The 21,652-nt window shown below is 62.1% G+C and carries 17 protein-coding genes and 1 tRNA gene; 8 read left to right on the top strand and 10 right to left on the bottom strand.

The genetic code is table 11. The features are described 5' to 3' along the window. Window positions 1-174: 174 nt before the first annotated feature. Window positions 175-1,056, bottom strand: coding sequence for an oxygen-dependent tRNA uridine(34) hydroxylase TrhO (trhO, locus tag D8M36_RS01045; RefSeq protein ID WP_126846030.1), 882 nt, complete (start codon window positions 1,054-1,056; stop codon window positions 175-177). Between the two features lie 84 nt (window positions 1,057-1,140). On the opposite strand from trhO, the gene D8M36_RS01050 reads away from it, so the two are divergent. Both D8M36_RS01050 and D8M36_RS01055 read left to right on the top strand, forming a co-directional pair. Further along, window positions 1,141-2,097, top strand: a complete 957-nt coding sequence (locus tag D8M36_RS01050; RefSeq protein WP_126846032.1) for a PAC2 family protein — start codon at window positions 1,141-1,143, stop codon at window positions 2,095-2,097. A gap of 5 nt (window positions 2,098-2,102) precedes the next feature. After that, window positions 2,103-2,912, top strand: a complete 810-nt coding sequence (locus D8M36_RS01055) for a ParA family protein (protein ID WP_126846034.1) — start codon at window positions 2,103-2,105, stop codon at window positions 2,910-2,912. 164 nt (window positions 2,913-3,076) lie between these two features. Here the strand turns inward: D8M36_RS01055 and D8M36_RS01060 are convergent, their stop codons facing one another. Both D8M36_RS01060 and D8M36_RS01065 read right to left on the bottom strand, forming a co-directional pair. Then, window positions 3,077-3,655: a MerR family transcriptional regulator gene (locus D8M36_RS01060; protein WP_065248744.1), complete on the bottom strand. Its 579-nt coding sequence runs from the start codon at window positions 3,653-3,655 to the stop codon at window positions 3,077-3,079. Between the two features lie 125 nt (window positions 3,656-3,780). Then, a complete protein-coding gene (locus tag D8M36_RS01065) occupies window positions 3,781-4,212 on the bottom strand; it encodes an FHA domain-containing protein (RefSeq protein ID WP_126846036.1) in 432 nt (143 codons plus the stop codon). Between the two features lie 223 nt (window positions 4,213-4,435). On the opposite strand from D8M36_RS01065, the gene D8M36_RS01070 reads away from it, so the two are divergent. Continuing rightward, window positions 4,436-4,509: transfer RNA gene (locus D8M36_RS01070), tRNA-Pro, on the top strand. 112 nt (window positions 4,510-4,621) lie between these two features. Further along, window positions 4,622-7,012 carry a hypothetical protein gene (locus D8M36_RS01075; protein ID WP_161970175.1) on the top strand — a complete coding sequence of 797 codons (2,391 nt, stop codon included), beginning with the start codon at window positions 4,622-4,624 and terminating at the stop codon, window positions 7,010-7,012. Window positions 7,013-7,020: 8 nt separating this feature from the next. Here the strand turns inward: D8M36_RS01075 and D8M36_RS01080 are convergent, their stop codons facing one another. The 7 genes from D8M36_RS01080 to D8M36_RS01110 form a co-directional block, all read right to left on the bottom strand. Further along, on the bottom strand, window positions 7,021-7,506 hold the full coding sequence (locus tag D8M36_RS01080; protein WP_126846040.1) for an NUDIX hydrolase: 486 nt from the start codon (window positions 7,504-7,506) through the stop codon (window positions 7,021-7,023). A 12-nt stretch (window positions 7,507-7,518) separates the two neighbouring features. Beyond that, window positions 7,519-9,717 (bottom strand): bifunctional cytidylate kinase/GTPase Der, encoded by a 2,199-nt coding sequence (gene der, locus D8M36_RS01085; RefSeq protein WP_238638333.1) that lies wholly within the window; start codon window positions 9,715-9,717, stop codon window positions 7,519-7,521. 45 nt (window positions 9,718-9,762) lie between these two features. Further along, complete coding sequence (locus D8M36_RS01090; protein ID WP_126846042.1) at window positions 9,763-10,896, bottom strand: prephenate dehydrogenase; 1,134 nt, start codon at window positions 10,894-10,896, stop codon at window positions 9,763-9,765. Continuing rightward, window positions 10,893-11,783: a pseudouridine synthase gene (locus tag D8M36_RS01095; protein WP_274542629.1), complete on the bottom strand. Its 891-nt coding sequence runs from the start codon at window positions 11,781-11,783 to the stop codon at window positions 10,893-10,895. Before D8M36_RS01095 ends, D8M36_RS01090 begins: the two co-directional genes overlap by 4 nt. Beyond that, on the bottom strand, window positions 11,780-12,649 hold the full coding sequence (locus D8M36_RS01100; RefSeq protein ID WP_126846046.1) for a ParA family protein: 870 nt from the start codon (window positions 12,647-12,649) through the stop codon (window positions 11,780-11,782). Before D8M36_RS01100 ends, D8M36_RS01095 begins: the two co-directional genes overlap by 4 nt. 116 nt (window positions 12,650-12,765) lie before the next feature. Further along, window positions 12,766-13,713 carry a site-specific tyrosine recombinase XerD gene (locus D8M36_RS01105; protein ID WP_126846047.1) on the bottom strand — a complete coding sequence of 316 codons (948 nt, stop codon included), beginning with the start codon at window positions 13,711-13,713 and terminating at the stop codon, window positions 12,766-12,768. 9 nt (window positions 13,714-13,722) lie between these two features. Beyond that, complete coding sequence (locus D8M36_RS01110) at window positions 13,723-14,682, bottom strand: heme o synthase (RefSeq protein ID WP_126846049.1); 960 nt, start codon at window positions 14,680-14,682, stop codon at window positions 13,723-13,725. Window positions 14,683-15,029: 347 nt separating this feature from the next. On the opposite strand from D8M36_RS01110, the gene tkt reads away from it, so the two are divergent. The 4 genes from tkt to pgl all read left to right on the top strand — a co-directional run bounded on the left by tkt (window position 15,030) and on the right by pgl (window position 21,603). Beyond that, the gene (gene tkt, locus D8M36_RS01115; protein ID WP_126846051.1) at window positions 15,030-17,129 is read left to right on the top strand and encodes a transketolase; all 2,100 of its coding nucleotides are present in this window, start codon (window positions 15,030-15,032) and stop codon (window positions 17,127-17,129) included. Between the two features lie 52 nt (window positions 17,130-17,181). Next, window positions 17,182-18,285 (top strand): transaldolase, encoded by a 1,104-nt coding sequence (gene tal / locus D8M36_RS01120; RefSeq protein WP_126846052.1) that lies wholly within the window; start codon window positions 17,182-17,184, stop codon window positions 18,283-18,285. A gap of 85 nt (window positions 18,286-18,370) precedes the next feature. Next, complete coding sequence (gene zwf / locus D8M36_RS01125; protein WP_126846054.1) at window positions 18,371-19,909, top strand: glucose-6-phosphate dehydrogenase; 1,539 nt, start codon at window positions 18,371-18,373, stop codon at window positions 19,907-19,909. Beyond that, window positions 19,906-21,603 (top strand): 6-phosphogluconolactonase, encoded by a 1,698-nt coding sequence (pgl, locus tag D8M36_RS01130; protein ID WP_126846056.1) that lies wholly within the window; start codon window positions 19,906-19,908, stop codon window positions 21,601-21,603. The genes zwf and pgl overlap by 4 nt, the downstream gene beginning before the upstream one ends. Window positions 21,604-21,652: the final 49 nt, after the last annotated feature.

Genomic DNA, 21,652 nt, shown 5'->3' on the forward strand with positions numbered 1-21,652 from the left:
TGGGGGTTATAGGCATCGGCGCAGTTCCGCCTCGCCACACGTATTACGCCGATAATGTACGTTATGTAAAGTGAGTGCTGGGGGCGCCAACCACTTCAGTCCGACGGTTGCCGATCTACCGTCGGACCCGCTCCCCGCACGCCAGCACCACGACCGGATAGGAAAATCGCGCCCCTAGGCCCCGCACGCGCCGCAATGAGGGGCGAGCCCCTTGTCCGTGCACGCTTCGCACCGCAAAAATTGCGTGCGGCACGAGGGGTTTTCACAGTTGACGTACACCGGCGTTTTCTCGCCGCACGAGACGCACGCCCCGAGAGATTCCGCGCCGTCACCGAACTCCATGTGCATACGGCCGTCGAACACGTAGAGCGAACCGTCCCACAGCCCGTCATTGCCGTATCTTTCGCCGTAGCGAACGATTCCGCCGTCGAGCTGGTACACATCCGTAAAGCCGCGATTTTTCATGAGAACCGTGAGAACTTCGCAGCGGATACCGCCCGTGCAGTACGTCACGATCGGGCGGTTCTTGAGGTCGTCGTACATCCCCGATTCAAGCTCGCCCACAAAGTCTCTCGTTGTTTCCGTTTCGGGCACGATCGCCCCGCGGAAGCGCCCAATTTCCGCCTCCATGCGGTTGCGCCCGTCGAAAAAGACAACCTCTTCTCCGCGAGAATCCACGAGCGCATGCAAAGCCTCTGGACTTAGGTGCTCTCCCCCGCCAATCACGCCCTCGGCACCCACCTTAATTTCCTCGGGAACGGTGAAGGTCACGAGTTCCTCTCGGACCTTCACGGAGAGCTTCGGGAAGTCAGCACCAGTTCCCTCAGACCATTTAATGTCAGCTCCGTGAAATGGCGCGTAGGCCTTCGTACGCTTGACGTACTGCTTGACAGCGCCAATCTCACCTCCGACGGTCGCGTTGATGCCATCTTTCGAGATGATCACTCGCCCTTTGAGGCCAAGCGACTCGGCGAGGGCAAACTGCCAGAGTTTCACTGCCTCCGGATCGGCGAGCGGAGTGAAAACATAGAAGAGAACGATTTTGTGAACGGCCACGTCACAAGTCTAATCGGCCGAGGAATAACTCTCCGACGACTTGGCGTTCAAGGAAGCATCAGCCGTGCACATTAGGAGGTTTTCGTGCTCGATCCCACCACGCTCTTCACCTATGAGCGCGATGTCGACTCGCGTTCGCTCCACGCGACCACGCTCGTCGTGACTCTCGGCTCGTTTGTGGACTCCGGGCGTGTCCAGGAGAAACTCGACGAGTTCATCACGGAGAATCATCCGAACCGCCTCGTGGGCACGTTCGATTCCGATCAGGTCATCGATTACACCGCTGTACGCCCTCCCATCTCCCTTGACCAGGATCATCTCACCGGGTACTCCTCCCCTGCGCTGACACTTCGTGAGGTCACGCCCGAGGGTGAGAAGCCCTTCCTCCTGCTCAGTGGTCCCGAACCGAACTTTCAATGGGAACGTGTTGCGCACGCCGTGCGCATTATCGTTGAGCAGCTCGGCGTGACGCGCACCCTTGTTGCCACGAGTTTCCCCGGCGCAACACCGCACACAAGACCCGTGGCCGTGAGCCGCTACGCCGGCGACCCCAAGGACCTCGTTCTCGCGAGCCCGTTCCCGGGCACCATCGAAATGCGGGCGTCCTTCCCCGCTCTGCTGATCGTTCGCATGGCTGAAGCAGGTCACCCCATCATTGGGCTCGCCGCCCATGTGCCGTCCTATGCACATGAAATCGAGTACTACCCCGCGCTCCCTGCACTGTTCACGGCACTTGACATCGAGGGCGGTCCGGCGTTCACGCCCACAAAGGAACTCGAAGAGAAAATCGCCGAGGTGCGCGAGGCACTCGACCACAGCGCAGCGGAAAATGAGCAGCTCTCCTCTCTCATCAAAGGGTTTGAAGAAAACTATTCGCGCATGGACGGGATGGTGCAGCACCTCTCCCCCGGCACCGACACTCCCCTGCCTGGCGCCGAAAAGCTCACCGACGAAGTCGAGGACTTCCTCAAGGAAATTTCTGATGAGCCGGAAAACACGGACGGACGAAGCGATGACCGCGGCCCTGATTCGGTAGGCTAAATTTCGTGTTTGTCGTCAGCGTATATTCACTCAAAGGTGGCGTAGGAAAAACCTCCGTCACTCTCGGCCTCGCATCCGCCGCCCTCAACCAGAGCGTCAATGCCCTCGTTCTGGATCTCGACCCTCAGGGAGATACGACCCTCGGTCTTCTTGGACACCCTGGCGGCGAACCAGATATCGCTGAAGTGATTGCGTCTGCGCGCACCGAGACCGTCGATCGAGCTATCGTTCAAACCCCGTGGGCTCAGCGCGAGGAAAGTACAGCCTCCGCTTCGAGCCACCTCGACATCATCCCTGGAAGCCACCGGTCCTCGCGTTTAGACTCCCCCGCACTCGCCCGCCGTGGCGTTCGGCGCCTGCGCGAAGCCCTCGACAAACGATCCTTCCACTACGACATCGTCTTGATCGATTGCCCGCCTTCTCTCAACGGTCTCACGCAAATGGCTCTCGCGGCCTCTGATCGCTCGATCGTGGTTTCCGAACCTGGCTTTTTCGCGGTGTCGGCCGCCGATCGCGCTCTCAAACTCGCTGATGAGCTCCACGAAACCGGTATCGCGCCACGCCTGCGTCCACTTGGCATCCTTGTGAACAGGTATCGCCCTCGCAGCGTCGAGCACCAGTTCCGCCTCAATGAATTGCGTGAACTGTTTGGCGACCGCGTGCTCACGCCGGTTCTTGAAGAACGAGTAGGCCTTCAGCAGGCTCAGGGCGGCGCGATCCCTCTTCACGAGTACGAAGGTGCGAGCGCAAAACAGCTCACTCACGACTTCGATCGTTTACTCGCGACGATTATGGATTCACGCCAGGATTCCTAAGCCCAGGCTGTGGCATGGGAGTCGCCCAACCTCGCGGCCGACTCCCCTCTGTCATGAAAAACTGACGCCCCTCCCGCATGTCGATGATCCCGACGTGACGTGCGAAAAGGGGCGTGAGTTAACGAGGAAACTTGAGGTACGACTTAGCGCCGAGGGGAAAGGCCTCAGCTTGCCTTTCGCGCACGGCGTGCGGCGAGTTCGTCTCGAAGAGCCTCCGCTGCATCGTGCTGCGGGTCAACGCTCGGAAGAATGGCGAGATCGGTCTCGACCTCGCGGGCCACGCGACCAACCGCGATACCAAAGACGCCCTGGCCACCGGAGACGAGGTCGTAGACATCCTCGGCGCTCGTGCATTCATACACCGAGGCACCATCGCTCATGAGGGTGATTTGCGCGAGGTCTTCCACTCCGCGTGCGCGCATGGCATCCACGGCGACGCGGATCTGCTGGAGCGAAACTCCGGTGTCGAGGAGACGCTTGACCACTTTGAGAACGAGGATGTCACGGAAGCCGTAAAGGCGCTGCGAGCCCGATCCGGTTGCGGAACGCACGCTCGGCTCAACGAGGCCGGTGCGCGCCCAGTAGTCGAGTTGACGATACGTGATGCCTGCCGCTTTGCATGCCGCCGGTCCGCGGTAGCCGAGTTCGCCGGGCGTATCAACGAGATCGTCGAAAAGGACGCCCTGGGCTTCGGTCGCCGGGACTGTGCTCTGTGCACCAAAGGTGCTTTCGCGCTTGCTCACGGTTGCCTCCAGATGGACTTTCGTGTCGGGGAAGGGAGAAAGTCTCGACGACAGAATACCCACCCGGATACGCATCCGGGATTAAACGCGCCGAAATGTGGCGAGAATTTTTTGCGTGCCGCCCCTCACGAGAGGGTGAAGAAGGTGAAGCGGTACTTACCGATCTGGATCTCGTCGCCGTTATTCAAGCGCGCCTCGTCGGTAAGTTCGCGGTTGACGTAGGTGCCGTTAAGAGAGCCCATGTCGAGGACGAGGAAGCCGCCTTCGCCGCGCACGAACGTGGCGTGCTTGCGGGACACCGTGACATCGTCGAGGAAAATCTCCGATTTCGGGTTACGGCCTGCCACCGTACTCTCAGAGTCGAGGAGGAAACGGGCCCCCATATTGGGGCCTTTCCGCACGATCAAAAGTGCCGTACCTGCCGGAAGAGCTTCGACGGCTTGGCGATCCTGCGGGGATAGACCGTGTTCGGCATCCTCCGTGAACTCGACCCTGCCGTCGATCGGAGAGAGTTTCGTGGTCTGCTCGGGGTTCGAGTCAAACATGTGTTCATTCATGACACAGACCTTCTTTCCACGCTCACCCATTGCACAAAACGGCATGAGAGCTCATTGCTTCCGCAACTATTTTGACACGTTGTTTTGGGCAAGCCCGCGTTTTTTGGCCGATCGCTGCGAACCCTTTAGTTCCTCTTGACCAATTTTGGGCGTGGCGCGCCTCACCCTCCTGAATTCGCGCTTCGGCATACACCTCCGCTATAGTTGACAGGGTCGAAAACCGCGGGCTGTGGCGCAGTTTGGTAGCGCACACGACTGGGGGTCGTGGGGTCGCAGGTTCAAATCCTGTCAGCCCGACGCGGATAAATGGGCGAGGCATCTCATGGGTGTCTCGCCCATTTCTTTATATTCACCCTTATGTGACTGCCCTATAGTCGAGGGCTGAATGAGGCCTATGGAGGTTGATGCGATGTCCACATTTTTCGGTCATGTGTCCTTTGACGGAGACACTAAGGCGTGGCCCGAGGGTGCCGGTAGCGAGTGTTGTGCGCTCGAGGGCTATGTTCTCCCGGTCGGCTCGCAAGAAACCCTTTCGGGCGCCTCGGGTTCCGACGCCTGCATGCGCATTATCGAGTCTGAAGGTCTTTCAGGGCTTGCCACGCTTGACGGCGAATTCGCGGTGGCCTTTCGCGACTCGGACTCTTCGCTCGTGCTCGCGAGGGATATCCTTGGATCGCGGCCTATGTACTACGCCAAGACCTCGACGGGCGTAGCTTTCGGGACGTCGATTGCCACCATCATCGACAAGGCCGAGCTTCCGTGCGAGCCCCACCTCGATGTGGTGCGCCAGTACCTTCTTGGCGAAGACCGCCGCGGTGTCGAGACATTTTTCGCGGGGATTTCCCGTGTGCTTCCGGGCGAGGTTGTGCGTATTTCACGGGGCGAAGTGGAACGCACCGTGTTGACGAAGGAAAAGGACCAGTTTTTCTCGGTTCCCTCGAACCCACGACGCGCCGACCACACGTGCGTTGAGGAATTTCGCACGCGCCTCGGCGATGCAGTTGCTCGCCGTGTAGGCGAAAGCGGTGCGCTTCTTCTCACTACCGTGGATCCCGTCGCCGCGGCTGCCCTGGACGGCGCCGCACGGGCCTCTCATGCACCCCTTGACTCGCTTTCTCTCAGCGCTTCTACGGGCGGTCCTGAGCTCGATTCGGGGCACGAGGGTGAAGTGAGGGCGACCCCTCAGGGTTTGAAGAACGATCTTCCGCGTATGCTTCGCGTGTTCGAAGAACCGCCCACGTCGCTCACCTCGTACTTTATGTGGCTTCACCTACACGCATGTCGGCAGGCGGGCCGTTCTCTCGCGATCGATTCCTACGGTGCTCGCGCACTTCGCGCTCCCGCAAAAGCCCACCGGTCGGTTCTCTCTCGCGCCTTCGCTGCCGCCCGGCGGCGCGAAAAAGCCGTTCCAGCATCCCTTCTCGGCTCTGCACTGCACCGTGATCATGCGGGTCAAAGGGGCGCACCCGAGCCGCTTCCCGAATATGCGGGCCCGCTCGCCCCGCTCGACTATGCGGGGAGCGTCGAAGCAGAGCAACGAGCGAAGGCCGCAAAGGCTTTCGGCTCGGGCGTTGCGGTGTGCTCACCGTTCACCGATCGTGCTTTGCTTCGTTTCTACGCGTCTCTCGATGACACTGCTTTCGGTGCGGGAGCACGCCCATCCCTGATCGAAGCAGCCGCTGATGTATCGCATGGTGAAGGGCCCACTCTCATCGACGGTGAGCGTGAAACCGCGTGGTTCAAGCGCATCAAGGGCACGTACTTTGCGCTGTTTTCGTCGCAATCCTTTGGCACGCGCGGCTGGTTCAACCAAGCGGAGATTCTCAAGGCCTACGACGCGCACATCAATGGTCGTCCGAGCCTGAGCGCCGGTCAGCTCTGGCGCTTCGCGTGCGCCGAGCTGTGGGCGCGCCTCTTCTTTGACGCGGATGATCTTCGAGAGCAACACGAGTGGGAGGACTCCGCGCTCCTTGCCGACGATAACGGCCAGTCGCTCCCGCCGGATCCCCACACGCCGCTCACGGCGAACGCGGGTAAGCAGCTCGACCTTGCGCTCGATGGCGACGTCGTCGCCCGCCGCTATCCCATCCAAACGGAGAAGTTCTCGAAGGAATCCCGTATGGACGAGGAGATTGCCGGCTACGTGAAGGGCTTCTTTCAGGAGCTCGACGAACGCGGCACCGACGATGATCGTCATGCGACCGAAGGACGCCGATGGAATTTCACGGTCTCGGAAAAGATCATCGCGATCATGCAGGGCCGCTCGTGGTTTGTGTGGGAGATCAAACCTTCCTTCGCCGCGAAGCAACTGTCAAAGTTTGTGACCCGTACACCCGCGGGCATCGGTCTCGGTGACCCGGTAACGATGCAGCTCGCGATCAATGAGGCAGGGCTTGCGCGCATCACCTATGCGGCCGCCCTCGGCGCACTTGGCAAACTGCGAGGCAAGCGAGGCGTGTTCTACGAACTCGCAGGTGCCGATGTGCGGGCGATCGACGGCCCCACCGAATACTCGGTGTATCCGTCGAATGTGTCGGCGAAGCTCCCGCCTAAGGATCCGGATCAGGTCGCGGAGCATCTCGTGGGTGTGATCCGCGACGTTGTTCCCGCGCGTTTTGCCGAGACCTTCGACGGCGTGGTTGTCATGGATGCCAACGACATTGGGCGTAACGTCCTTGGTCTTTCTGCCACCCAGGAGCGCGCGCACTACGAAGCGCAGTTTGCTGATAATCCGCTTGGCCAGGGGTCGCAGCAAACGCCGATGGCGGTCGTGTTTGAACGCCCTGCACGCGAGCGCTGAGAGGGTCGTTAACGCTCGAATTTCGTCACGTGCTCGCCGCTTTTCATCTGGGCGAGCGCGTGGCGGAAACCCTGTGCAAAGCGCTTGTTGAGCGCGGGAGGCTCGCCAATCGCGAACCATGCGGCCTGCAGGTTTTCGCCGTCGGCGGGATGGGGATCGCCGCCCACGTGGGTTGCCACGAACGCGAGATCGAGATAGCTCGCGCGGTCGCCATTAGGGTGGGTGACGGGTCCGACGGTGCCCACATTTGAGAGGAACTCAATTTCGCACGTGCATCCCGTTTCTTCGAGAACTTCGCGCACCCCCGCCCGTGCGGGTGCCTCCCCGGGATCGATGATGCCCGTGACGGGAGTCCACTGCTGATTGTCGGCCCGTTGCACGAATAGACAGTGCGTGCGCTCCTCATTGAAGACGAAGACCGTGACGCCTGAGAGCCACAGGTGGTCGTGGCCGATCTTTTCGCGCAGAGCAATCACAAAGTCGGGCGCGGGCACGTTCTCTCCCCTCTAGCGGTTCTTTCTCTTTTCGCGCACGCGCACGCTGATCTCCACGGGCGAGCCGTCAAAGGAGAAGTCCTCGCGAAGGCGACGCTCGATGAAGCGACGGTAGCCGTGTTCGAGGAATCCCGAGGCGAAAATGACGAAGCGCGGTGGCCGCGTGCGCGCCTGTGTGGCGAAGAGAATGCGAGGCTGCTTCCCGCCGCGCAGGGGGTGCGGGTGCGCCGCCACGAGCGTTCCAAGGAAGGCGTTGAGACGCGCTGTGGGGATGCGCGTATCCCACGACTCAAGGGCGAGGTCGAGCGCTGGAACAAGCTTGTCGGTGTGGCGCCCCGTGAGCGCGGAGATGTTCACACGCGGCGCCCATCGCACGTGGGAGAGATCCTTCTCGATTTCCCATTCGAGCTGTGCGCGGCGTTCCTCATCGAGGAGGTCCCACTTGTTGAATGCGAGCACAAGGGCGCGGCCGGACTCGAGCACCATGTCGATGATCTTGAGGTCTTGGGTCGAGATCGGTTCGGTGGCTTCAAGGAGAACGACGGCGACTTCGGCGCGGTCAAGCGCGGCCTGGGTACGGATCGAGGCGAAGAAGTCGGCGCCTTCGCTCTGGCGGATGCGGCGGCGAATGCCAGCGGTATCCACGAACGTCCATTCACGGCCGTCGAGTTCGATGACTTCGTCAACGGGGTCACGGGTTGTGCCCGCTGTCGAATCCACGACAACGCGATTTTCCCGCGCGAGCTTATTGAGCAGGGAGCTTTTGCCTACGTTAGGGCGGCCGATAAGTGCGACGCGGCGAGGCCCACTCGGTTTCGCGCGCGTTTGCCCTTCCTCGGGGAGAATTTCGAGGATTCGGTCTAGCACATCACCCGAGCCGCGACCGTGCAGCGCGGAGACCGGATGCGGCTCACCGAGGCCAAGGTTCCATAGCGCGGCAGCTTCGAGTTCACCTCGCTGATCATCGACCTTATTCGCGACGAGAAGCACGGGCTTTTGAGAGCGGCGAAGCACCTTGACGAGCTGCTCGTCGGTGTGGGTGATGCCCACGTTCGCGTCGACGACGAACATGACGGCGTCAGCGAGCCCAATCGCGAGTTCAGCCTGTTCGGCCACACGGTAGGCGATTCCCTCGACCTTGTCTTCCCAGCCGCCCGTATCGACGAGCATGAAGGCGCGTCCCGCCCAATTAGCCTCGTAAAACACGCGGTCACGGGTCACGCCCGGGGTGTCTTCGACGACCGCTTCGCGGTGACCGAGAATGCGGTTCACGAGGGTGGATTTTCCAACGTTGGGTCGACCAATGACGGCGAGCACGGGAAGCATGCGCTCATCTTCGGCAGTGGCGGATGGCTCGTACTCCTCGGTAAGGAGGTGTTGATCGTCCTCGTCCAGGCCGTACTCCTCAAGGCCCGCTCGCAGCGATGCCGTGCGGGCCTCATCACCGAGCGACTCGAGGTCGTGAGCGTCGTGCGGCTCCTCAAGTTCAAGGTCGTCGTCCACGAGCTCGATGCCGGGAACGAGCTCGAGAACCGCGTTGATCACATCGTCAATACCGAGGTTGGTCGTATCGATGAGGGCGACGCCTTCGGCCGCTTCGGTGAATTCGGAAACTGTCGAGTCGTCGGCATCGCGACGAAGAACTTGGTCGCGCATGCGTTCGCGCACGCTTTCCGAGTCCTCGAGTCCCAACTGGCCGGCGCGGCGTTTCAGGCGCGCCTCGGCGCTTGCGGTGAGGAGCACGCGAACGTCGGCGTCGGGCGCCACGACGGTCGTGATGTCCCGGCCCTCAGCGACGCAGAACCCCTTCTCGTTCGCCGTCTGGAAGAAAACTGCGCGCTGGCGTTCCTGAAGAATCGCGCGCACATCGGTGTTGGTCGCGACGCGGCTCACGCAGGTTGAGATTTCCTCGCTGCGGATCTGCTCAGAAATTTCCGTGCCTTCAACGAAAATGTAGGGCTCGTCGGGGTCGGTCGACATCACGAGGTCGAACTCCGCCACGTGCTGCGTGACGGCCTCGCGGTCATCGAGGTCAACCCCTTCGTTGAGGCACGACCACGCCGCCGCGCGATACATCGCACCCGTATCGAGATAGCCGCCTTCAAGAGCGCGTGCCACCTCTTTCGACACCGTGGACTTCCCCGAGCCTGCGGGGCCATCGATCGCGATGGTGACGCCGTTCATGCCTTTACCTCCCCTGTCGCTGGTCATTTTCTCACCCTAATGGTGGGTTGCTCGCGCGCGGCGTGCTCGCCTTCACTCGGTGCCCGCGCGTGCCCAACCTCTCTTTTCTAGCATCGCGGTGAGCCGCTGTTCGTCGGCCCTCATCACACTCACGTGGGCAAGGCCCACGCGCTGCCCAAGCGAATGCTCAAGGCGCAAATCCTCGAGGTTAATCTGCTCCTCCCCCATATCACCCAGAAGTCTCGCCAGCTCACCGGGCTCATCGGGAACGAGAACCGTGAGTTTGCAGAAATTCTCCGCTCCCCCGCCATGCTTACCGGGGATGCGCGCCACGCCGTCGTTTCCCGAGGCGATGGCCCGGGCAATACGTGCCCGCGACCCGGGCTGCGGGTCGGGCTCGTTCAGTACCTCGAGGGCTTGCGTGAGCTCCGCAAGATCCTCGCCGAGGGCGCGGAGAATAGGGGCAATGCGCCCGGCGTTTGCCGAAAGAATTTCCACCCACAGTCGCGGATCGCTCGCGGCAATGCGGGTCGTATCGCGAAGTCCCTGGCCCGAGAGCCCCAGGGCGGCCTCGCTCGCGCTCGTAAGCCGGCCTGCGAGAAGACTCGCAACGATTTGCGGCACGTGGGAGACATACGCAACGGCCTCGTCGTGCGCATCGGGGTCGATCTCGATCACGGCCGCACCCAGTTCGATTCCGAGCAGCTTTGCGAGAGCGTAGCTTCGTGGCGAGGTAGCCGGCGTCGGAACGACAACGAAGGCCCTCCCCCGGAACAGGTCTCCACGGGCCGCGACCACCCCGGCGACCTCACGGCCGGCCATGGGATGCGTACCCACGTAACGCGAGGAATCAAGCCTTCGAGCCCTCGCTCCCGCAAGGATCTCCTCGGCGATGTGCTGCTTCACGCTTGCCACGTCGAGCACGCATGCCTCGGGAAACTCCTCGAGCGCTTCGAGAACGATCCGGGCGGAAACATCCGGAGGCGTCGCGACGACAACGAGCTGGGGCGAATCGCCGCGCTCCTCCTGGCGTCCAGCGCCCAGCTCGCACGCGAGAAGCGTGGTGCCCGGCGACGAGTCGCGCACGAGAACGTCAAGACCCGCATGCGCGAGCGCCATACCGATCGAGCCGCCAATGAGTCCCGCGCCAATCACGAGGATCGGACCTTCGAGCGCGATAGTTTCGCGCTCCGCCTCGGTACTCACAGACCGACCTCCGCCATGAGGGTTCCGAGCTCTTTCGCCGTCAGCTCGCGCGTGGCGCCCGGGGCAAGATCGGCAAGCACGACCGGGCCAATGCGGGTGCGCACGAGGCTCGTCAGTTCATATCCCAGGGCGGAAAACATTCGGCGTACGATGCGATTACGCCCCTCGTGAAGTGCGACTTCAACGATCGCTTCTTTCCCGTCATGCGCGACGAGACTCGCGCGATCGGCCTTCGCGAGGCCGTCATCAAGATCGAGCCCTGAACGCAGTTTCGCGAGAATCGATCGCGGGAAGGATCCCGGGCAGTCGAAACGACACACATACGTTTTTGAGACCTCAAAACTCGGGTGCGTGAGGCGATGGGTGAGTTCACCGTCGTTGCTGAGCAGCAAAAGCCCTTCGGTTTCGTAATCCAGGCGTCCCACGTGATAGAGTCGCACGGGGTAGCGCTGCGCAAACTCCTCGAGCGTTCGGCGCCCCTGCGGATCTTCCATTGCACTCATCACCTTGCGGGGTTTATTGAGTGCGACGGTGAGCTTTTTCTCGTCGAGCTGCACACGGCGGCCATCGACGTGAATCACCGCCGAGCGTGGGTCCACGCGCACTCCCTGTTCCTGAACGGTGTGCCCACCGACCGCCACACGGCCCTGCGCTATGAGAGCTTCGCATGCGCGACGCGAACCGAACCCCGCCTGCGCGAGCACCTTTTGAAGGCGCTCCCCGTCGCTGGCGGTGCCTTCCGACGGCGACTGCGAATGATCGCCGCTGGCAGGGCGCGGCGTACCGTCGGACTCTCGGAGCCGAACATTTTTCGGGGCGGTGAAATCGCTTTTACGCCGTTGCGGCCCACGCCTCCGCTGGCGCCCCCGTCCTCGCGCGGGCGTCAAGCTGCGGCCCCGCGCGCAATGAGCTCGCGCGCAAGCTGGCGGTAGGCGTCGGCGCCCTTGTTGTTCGAGGCGAACGTTGTGATCGGCTCGGCCGCCACCGAGGCATCCGGGAATTTCACGGTGCGGTTGATCGCTGTGTGGAAGACCTTGTCAGGGAATGCCTCCACCACGCGACTCACGACCTCCCGCGCATGCAGCGTGCGCGGGTCAAACATGGTGATGAGAATGCCGTCCATTTCGAGGCGCGGATTGATGCGGTCCTGCACCTTCTCGATGGTCTCGACGAGAAGCGCAACGCCGCGAAGCGCGAAGTACTCTGCGCCGAGGGGAATGATCACGCCGTCGCTTGCGGCGAGAGCATTGACGGTGAGCAGGCCTAGCGACGGCTGACAGTCAATGAGAATGACATCGTACTCGCCCACGACAGGGCGCAGCACGCGCGCGAGCGCCATTTCGCGGGCAACTTCGTTCACGAGCTGCACCTCGGCAGCCGAGAGGTCGATGTTCGCCGGGAGAATTTCCATGTTCTCCGTGGTCGTCGTCTGGATGGCCTCGCGGATGTCATGGTCGCGCTCGAGAAGGAGGTTATACACCGTAAGATCAAGTTCGTAGCTGTTGATCCCCGTGCCTGCACTGAGAGCGCCTTGGGGATCGAGATCCACGAGGAGAACCTTGCGGCCCAGCTCGGCGAGTGCGGCGCCGAGATTGATCACCGAGGTCGTCTTGCCCACACCGCCCTTCTGATTCACCATCGAGATGATGCGCGCGGGACCGTGGGAGTCGAGCACCTTTGGCTCGGGAAATTCCGGCAGCGGGCGCCCGGTGGGGCCGAAGTTCAGCTTGAGATCAAGCTCGCTCTTTGTCACGTGTACCTGTCCCTACGTCGTTGATGTTCGTGGGGTTTCCGTGCGCGCAGAGCGCACACCACCCTTGGGCAATATCCTAACCGTCAGCCCTGAACACGGCCGCCACCCTCGCCCGTTCACAGCGCGCGCGGATGAGAAGTCGCGTGGATCTCGCGGAGTGCTTGGGCTCCAAGGTGCGTGTAACGCTGGGTCGTGGTGATCGACGCATGGCCGAGAAGTTCCTGAACCGTGCGAACGTCAGCCCCACCTTCCAGCAAATGCGTCGCGTAACTGTGGCGGAGGGTGTGGGGGCTCACGTGCGACGAAATCCCTGCGTCAGCAGCCGCGGTTTTGACTATGGCAAAGGCCGCTTGGCGTGTGAGGCGCGTGCCGCGGTTGCCGAGAAAAATCGCGGCGCTGCCTTTCCCCTTCGCGAGAAGAGCTGGCCTCGCACGCGTCATATACGCTTCGAGCGCCTCGAGAGCGAAGCGGCCCAACGGAATGAGCCTCTCCTTCTCGCCCTTGCCACGCACGCGCACGAGAGCATCGGCGAGTCCCGTGTCATCCACGTCAAGGGCGAGAGCCTCGCTAATGCGGCAGCCGGTGCCGTAAAGAAGCTCCACGAGAGCGCGATTACGCAGGGCGCGTTCTGTCGCGAAGGGGCCGGTGAAGGGACCCGACGCCGCCTCAATAAGCGCGGAGACCTCAGCAATACTGAGGGCGTCCGGCAAACGCAACGGACGGGAGGCTTCTCGCACCAGGGCCGACGGGTCACCGGTACGCGCTTCACCCTCCTCGTCGAGAAAACGATGAAAAGCACGGATGGACGCGAGCGATCGCGCGGCGGATGAGGCCGCAAGGGGAGCCCTTTCGGCGGTTCCCTCGCGCAAGGAGCCCACGTATCCCGCAATCGTGGGCGTATCAACATCGCGCACATTGATGCCACGAGAGTGAAGGTAGGCGAGGTAGCGATGAAGATCGCGGCGATAAGCCGCGACCGTGTTGGGGCTCAAGCCGCGTTCGATGCGGATGTGAGTGAGGAAGGATTCTGCGAGTCGCGAACCGCTTCCGGCGCGCTCGGGCATGCGTTCTCGCTAGAGCGCCACGAAGGGATCGATCGCGAGAGCGACGAACACGAGCGTGAGGTAGGTAATCGACGCGTGGAAAACGCCCATGGGGTTGAGCTGTTTTCCTTCTGCACCGCGGCGCACACGAACTGCGTACCGCACCACGAGGTACAGGAACCACCCGCCGAACACGATCGAACTCACGGTGTACACGATGCCCGTGGGAGCAAGCGGAATGATCGCGAAAGAACTCGCGAGCATCATGAGCGTATGGAACACCATCTGATTCGCCACGTTCTTGCGTGAGCTCACGACGGGGAGCATCGGTACCTCGGCTCGCGCATAATCATGGGTGAAGCGTTCCGCGAGGGGCCAGTAGTGCGGCGGGGTCCAGAAGAAGATCACGAGGAACAGGAAGAACGCCGTCCACGACACGCTTCCCGTGACGGCGGACCACCCGATAAGAACGGGCATGCAGCCGGCGATTCCACCCCACACAATGTTTTGACTCGTGCGGCGCTTGAGGATCATCGTGTAAAAAACGACGTACAGAAGGATCGCGCCGAGAGCGAGAAGGGCCGACGGCGCGTTCACAAAGGCCCACAGGTATGCCACCGAAACAGCACACAGGACGAGCCCGAACGTGAGCGCCGCGCGCGGCGAAACCTCACCGGTCACAAGCGGCCGATTTTTCGTGCGCTTCATCTTCGCATCGATGTCGCGATCGAGATACATGTTGAGCACATTCGCGCCGCCTGCCGCGAGGTAACCGCCCACCATGGTGTTCACAATGAGGAGCCATGAGGGGAAACCTCCCGCCGCAAGAAACATCGTGGGGATGGTGGTGATAAGCAGAAGCTCGATGATGCGGGGCTTGGTCAGCGCAACGTAGGCAAGCAAGGTGCGGCGAAGCGAAGGTTCCTGCGGCTTTCCACGCTGTGCCTTCGCCTCGTGGGAAAGGGTTGACGTGCCAGGGCTTTGATTCACTCGCGTTCCTCGATTGGGTGGGAGAAGGTTCGGTGGGTGGGGCAAGGGGCCTAACGTCCCTCCACAATAGTCGGCGGGAGTATCTGGGGCCAGGAACTCCCGGGTAAGTCACGCCACTAGAAATACGAATCCGACGGTTCTGGGGCAAGCGTCGGACCCACAGCTCCCGAGGGCTCCCGTGCCCATCCCGCCAACGCACCCCGACTTTCTGCATTTCCTGAGACAGCAGTCACCTTTCGCCCAAACTTGCACGATACTATCGACACGATTTTGGCCCCCTCGCGCCGGCAAGGCGATTCGCCATCGGCGCTCGAGACGGATCAACCGATGGAAGGGAAAGAACTTTCGTGAGTAGCAATTTCGTAGCCCCCGAAGGCTGGAGCGATCTCGACAAGCGAGCGATCGATAACGCACGGATCCTCGCCGCGGACGCGGTACAGAAGGTTGGCAACGGGCACCCGGGAACCGCGGTGAGCCTCTCCCCCGCCGCGTACCTCCTCTACCAGGACATCATGAACCACGACCCGAAGGATCCGGATTGGTTCGGCCGCGATCGATTCATCCTTTCGTGCGGGCACACGAGCCTCACCCAGTACCTTCAGCTTTTCCTCGGAGGCTTTGGCCTCGAGCTCGAGGATCTTCAGGCCCTCCGCACCGAAGGTTCGAAAACCCCGGGCCATCCCGAGAATTTCCACACCGCCGGGGTGGAGATGACGACCGGCCCGCTCGGCCAGGGAATCGCCTCCTCCGTTGGCTTCGCGATGGCACAGCGTCGCGTGCGCGGCCTCCTCGACCCCACAGCCCCGGCCGGCCAGAGCCCGTTTGACACGTTCACCTATGTGCTGGCGTCCGACGGCGACCTGCAAGAGGGTGTGAGCAATGAAGCTAGCTCGATCGCGGGCACCCAGCAGCTCGGCAACCTCATCGTGATCTGGGACGACAACGAAATCTCGATCGAGGGCGACACGAACATCGCGTTCACCGAGGACACGGCCGCGCGCTATCAGGCGCTCGGCTGGGACGTGCGCACCGTTGACTGGACGAACGGCGGCACGGACTACGTCGAGAACCTCAAGGACCTCAAGGACGCGATCCTCGCGGGCCAGAAGGTCACCGATAAACCGACCTTCATTCAGCTTCGCACCGTGATCGCTTGGCCCACGCCCGGCAAGTCGGGTGACCACGCCGCTCACGGTTCGGCCCTTGGCGATCAGCCGATTTCGGGCCTCAAGGACATCCTCGGCTTCGATACCGAGAAGACCTTCGAAATTGACGAGGACGCGCTCGCCCATGCGCGTAAGCTCATTGAACGCGGTGCCGAGAAGCACCGCGAGTGGGAGGAAAAGCTCGATGAGTGGCGAACCGCGCATCCCGATGCGGCCGCGCTCTACGACCGCTTGAGCGCCCGTGAGCTTCCAGAAGATCTCGATGCCGCGCTTCCCGTCTTCGAAGCTGACGAGAAGGGTCTCGCGACCCGTGCAGCCTCGGGCAAGGTTCTCGGTGCGCTTGCTCCCGTCATGCCCGAGCTGTGGGGCGGCTCCGCTGATCTCGCTGGCTCCAACAACACGACCATGAAGGGTGAACCGTCGTTCATCCCGGAGGCCAACCAGACCAAGGACTTTGCGGGAAACCCCTACGGTCGCACGCTCCACTTCGGCATTCGTGAGCACGCGATGGGGGCAATCCTGAGCGGCATCTCGCTTTACGGCCTTACACGCCCCTACGGCGGCACCTTCTTCCAGTTCGCCGACTACATGCGTGGCTCTGTGCGTCTTGCCTCGCTGTGCAAGACCCCGGCGATCTACGTCTGGACCCACGACTCGATCGGCCTTGGTGAAGACGGCCCGACCCACCAGCCCGTCGAGCACCTCGCGGCGTACCGCGCGATCCCGAACCTCTCGGTCGTGCGCCCCGCTGATGCAAACGAAACCGCTCAGGCATGGAAGTCGATCCTTAAGCGTGACGAAGGCCCTGCGGGCCTCATCCTCACGCGCCAGGGTGTTCCCACGTTCGATCGCGACGAGTACGCGGGCGCGGAAAACCTCGACAAGGGCGCCTACGTCATGAAGGACGCCTCGAATGGCGAGCCCGAGGTGATTCTCATTGCCACCGGCTCCGAGGTACAACATGCTGCCGGCGCACAGAAACTCCTCGAGGAAGAGGGCATCCCCACGCGACTCGTGTCGATGCCGTGCGTGGAGTGGTTCGACGAGCAAAGCGAGGAGTACCGCGAATCGGTTCTCCCGAGCTCGGTCAAGGCGCGCGTAAGCGTCGAGGCGGGTATCGCGATGCCCTGGTACCGCTTCCTTGGCGAGGCTGGCCGCGCGGTTTCGCTCGAGCACTACGGCGAGTCCGCCTCGGGTGCGCTCCTGTTCGAGAAGTACGGCTTTACCGCCGAAAACGTTGCGGCGAAGGCGAAGGAGTCCCTCGCCGCAGCTCGCAAGTAAGAACAGTCCATCGGAATATCGCGCAAGCAACCTCATAGAGAAAGGTTTTGCCATGACCGAATTGACCCAGAAGCTGAGCGACCTCGGCGTCTCGCTGTGGCTCGACGATCTCTCCCGCTCCCTCATTGAGAGCGGAAACCTCGAAAAGCTCATGAGCGAGCGCAACATCGTGGGCGTCACCACGAATCCCGCGATCTTTCAAGCGGCTATCGCCGGAAAGTCGGACTACGACGCCGCCATCGCTGACGCCGCCTCGCGCGGCCTCGATGTCGACGACATCATCACCGAGCTCACGACCGCGGATGTGCGCAGTGCGTGCGACGTGTTCAAGCCGACCTATGAGAAATCGAATGGCTTCGACGGGCGCGTGTCCATCGAGGTCGACCCCCGACTCGCTCACGAGGAAGAGAAGACCGTCGACCAGGCTAAGGCGCTTCACTCCCTCGTGGACCGCGAGAACGTCATGATCAAGATCCCCGCGACTGACGAAGGCCTCCCGGCCATTACGCGCACGATCGCCGAGGGCATCAGCGTCAACGTCACGCTGATCTTCTCGCTCAAGCGCTACCGCCAGGTGATCGACGCCTACCTCGCGGGCCTTGAAAAGGCCGCCGAGAACGGCGTAGACCTCTCGCGCATCCACTCGGTTGCCTCTTTCTTCGTGTCCCGTGTGGACAGCGAAGTCGATAAGCGGCTCGAAGCCATCGGCGGCGATGCCCTCGAGCTTCGTGGCAAGGCTGGCCTTGCCAACGCGCAAGCGGCATTTGCCGAATACCTCGAGTACGTGAATTCCGAGCGTTTTTCGGCGCTCAAGGCGAAGGGCGCGAATCCGCAGCGGGCACTGTGGGCGTCCACGGGCGTCAAGAACGAGGCCTACCCGGACACGATGTACGTCGACCGACTCGTCGCTAACCCGGTCGTGAATACGGTCCCGGGAAAGACCCTCGAGGCGGTCGCCGACCACGCTCGGGTCGAAGGTTCGCTGACTGAGAGCGACTTTGCAGCCGCGCGCACCACGCTCGAGAAGATCAGCTCCGTTGGCGTCGATCTCGACGATGTCTTCGCGGTTCTCGAGCGCGAGGGCGTCGAAAAGTTCGAGACCGCGTGGGAGGAACTCCTCTCGGCAGTCCGGGACGCCGCTGCGTCCACCAAGTAAACCTTGAAGCCTCGTGCCCGCGTGCCCTTTCTTGGGTGCGCGGGCACGGGTGCGACACACACATATCCCTACACAAAGGACCACAGTGAGGCAGAACGAAGCTGCACCCGGCAACCCCTTGCGCGACACGCGCGACCGTCGCCTCCCCCTCATCGCTGGACCGTGCTCGGTCGTGATGTTCGGTGTGACGGGGGATCTTGCCCGCAAAAAACTGCTCCCCGCCATCTATGACCTCCACAACCGCGGTCTCCTCCCCCCGGCCTTCGGTCTCGTGGGCTTCGGCAGACGCGAGTGGAGCCACGACGACTTCGCGACGTACATGCGTGAAAGCGTCGAAAAGTACGCGCGTACCCCGTTTAACGAGCATGCCTTTGAACAGCTCCGGGGCGGGCTGCGTTTCGTCACGGGTGCCTTCGATGACACCGAAGCGTTCGAAGAACTCACACGTGTGGTGAGTGAGCTCGACGAATCGCGGGGAACGGGCGGAAACCATGCCTTCTATCTCTCCATTCCGCCGAGTGCCTTCCCCCAGGTGGCCGAGCAGCTCGCACAGTCCGGGCTTAACACGCCCTCGGAAAACTCGTGGCGCCGCGTCGTGATTGAAAAACCCTTCGGGCATGATCTCGATAGCGCACGCGAACTCAACGACATCGTTGAAAAAGTCTTTAAGCCCGAGGAAATCTTCCGCATCGACCACTACCTCGGCAAGGAGACGGTGCAAAACCTCCTGGCGTTCCGGTTCGCGAACCAAATGTTCGAACCGGTGTGGAACTCGCGCTATGTCGATCACGTACAAATTACGATGGCCGAAGACATCGGCATCGGCACCCGCGCGGGGTACTACGACGGCATCGGCACGGCTCGCGACGTCATCCAGAACCACTTGCTTCAGCTCCTCGCTCTCACGGCGATGGAAGAGCCCATTACGTTCGATGCAGCCGAGCTTCGCAATGAGAAGGAGAAGGTTCTCGCCGCTATTGAGCTGCCAGAAGATCTCGCTGAAGGTACCGCGCGTGGCCAATACGTGGGTGGCTGGCAGGGCGGCGAGCAGGTCAACGGGTACCTCGAGGAAGACGGCATTTCCCCGGATTCGACGACCGAGACCTTTGCCGCGATTAAGCTCATGGTCAACACGCGCCGATGGGCTGGCGTGCCGTTCTATCTCCGCGCAGGCAAGCGCCTTGGCCGCCGCGTCACAGAGATCGCGATCGTCTACAAGCAGGTTCCGTTCTTGCCGTTCCGCGATACCGACACGGTCGATCTCGGCCAGAACGCGGTCGTGATTCGCGTCCAGCCAGACGAGGGCGTGACGATGCGTTTCGGCTCGAAGGTGCCGGGCACGCAAATGGAAGTGCGCGACGTCAATATGGACTTCGCGTACGGCTCGACATTCACGGAAGAGTCACCTGAGGCGTACGAGCGTCTGATTCTCGATGTTCTGCGTGGCGCTCCCCCGCTCTTCCCGCGGCAAAAAGAGGTCGAACTTTCGTGGCAGATTCTCGACCCCATCCTTGAATTCTGGGATGAACACATGCCGCCAGCCCCGTACCGCTCCGGCACGTGGGGGCCGCAGACCGCACACGACATGATGGCCCGCGACGGCCGCACTTGGAGGCGTCCATGATTTCCACCCTTGAGAACACCACCGCTTCGCAAATCAGCGCGAGGCTTCGCGATTTGCGCGAGGAGGAGGGGCTCATCTCCCTCAATCGCGTCGCGACCCTCGTGATCGTGACCCACACAGGTTCGCTCGATGACCCGATCAAAGCAGCCGTTCGTGCGAGCCAGGAGCACCCTGCCCGCATCATCGTGATCGTGACCGAACATGGCTCGACGCGCGATGCCCTTGATGCGGAGATTCGCGTTGGCACCGACGCGGGTGCGGGAGAGGTCATTATTCTCCGGGCGCACGGGCGCGTGAACGCGGGGCTCGACACGCTCATCACACCGCTCCTCCTCCCGGATGCGCCGATTGTCACGTGGTGGCCGTACACGCCTCCAGCTTCACCGTCCCAGGACCCGCTCGGGGCGATCGCCCAGCGTCGCATTACCGACGTTTACCAGTGTGAGAACCCGAAATCTTCGCTTTTGCGCTTGGCTCGCGGCTACAAGTCCGGAGATTCCGATCTCTCGTGGTCGCGCATCACCAACTGGCGCGGTCTCGTTGCTACCGCGTACGACTATCCTCCCGCACCTACGCCCACCGCAATCACGGTCGAGGGGATCGAGAACAATCCGTCTTCGCTGCTCATGCAAGCATGGCTGCAAAACTCGCTCGGAGACGATGTGCCCGTGGAGTTCAAGGCGGTTGAGGCCGATCATGGCTTGAGTGCGGTGACGCTTCATCGCGCGGACGGCGATATTCGCCTCATGCGCTCAAGCGAGGAAGGCATCACGATGAGTCTTCCCGGTAATAATGACGACCAGTTCGTGACGATGCCGAAGCGCACGATGTACGACCTCCTGAGCGAGGAATTGCGGCGCCTCGATCCCGATGACGTCTACGGCGACGTTCTCAAAAAAGCGTTCCCCCTCACGGGCGATCCGGGCAGTTTCGCCGTTGGCAAGCCCGAACCGACCGACGTTTTCACGGCCGATATGGATGCCGTGGTGAAGGCCGTGGCAAAGGACGCTGTTGCGCGCATCGCCACCGCGATTGAGGAACGCGGAATCGCGCATCTCGTACTCACCGGCGGTCGTGCGGGAACGGCAACAGCCGAGCGCATCGCCATTTCTCTCGAGTTCGCCGACGTGGATACGTCAAAGCTCCACGTGTGGTGGGGGGATGAACGGTTCGTCGCGGCGAAGTCCTCGGATCGAAACGATCGCCCCGTGATATCGGCCCTGACGACCGGCGCGGGAATCCCCGTGTACAACGTCCACACGATTCCCGGCTCCGATGCGGGCATGAACCTCGACGAGGCTGCCGCGTGGTACGGCCAACAGCTGACCATTCAAGGTGGTGACTCCGCTTTTACTACCCAGGGCGAAGCGTATTTCGATGTGCTCCTTCTCGGTGTCGGACCCGACGGCCACGTGGCTTCGCTTTTCCCGGAGCACCCCGATGCACGCGCAACCTCGGCCTACGCGGTTCCCGTGCGTCAGTCCCCGAAGCCTCCTTCGGAACGCATTTCGCTTTCCTGGCCGGTTCTCAACAGCTCGCGCCACGTGTCATTCCTCGTGGCGGGCTTCGATAAGGCCCAGGCCGTGAAGACCGCGCATACGAAGATCGATGCGGCACAGTGCCCTGCCTCCGCGGTGCGCGGTACCGAATCAACAACGTGGTTCCTTGATAAGGAAGCCGCGCACTTCCTCTGAGCAATCATCGGCCCCGCACTCGTCGAATGCGGGGAAACATAGATGGAGA

Source organism: Dermabacter sp. HSID17554, from assembly GCF_003989295.1.
GTDB lineage: Bacteria > Actinomycetota > Actinomycetes > Actinomycetales > Dermabacteraceae > Dermabacter > Dermabacter vaginalis.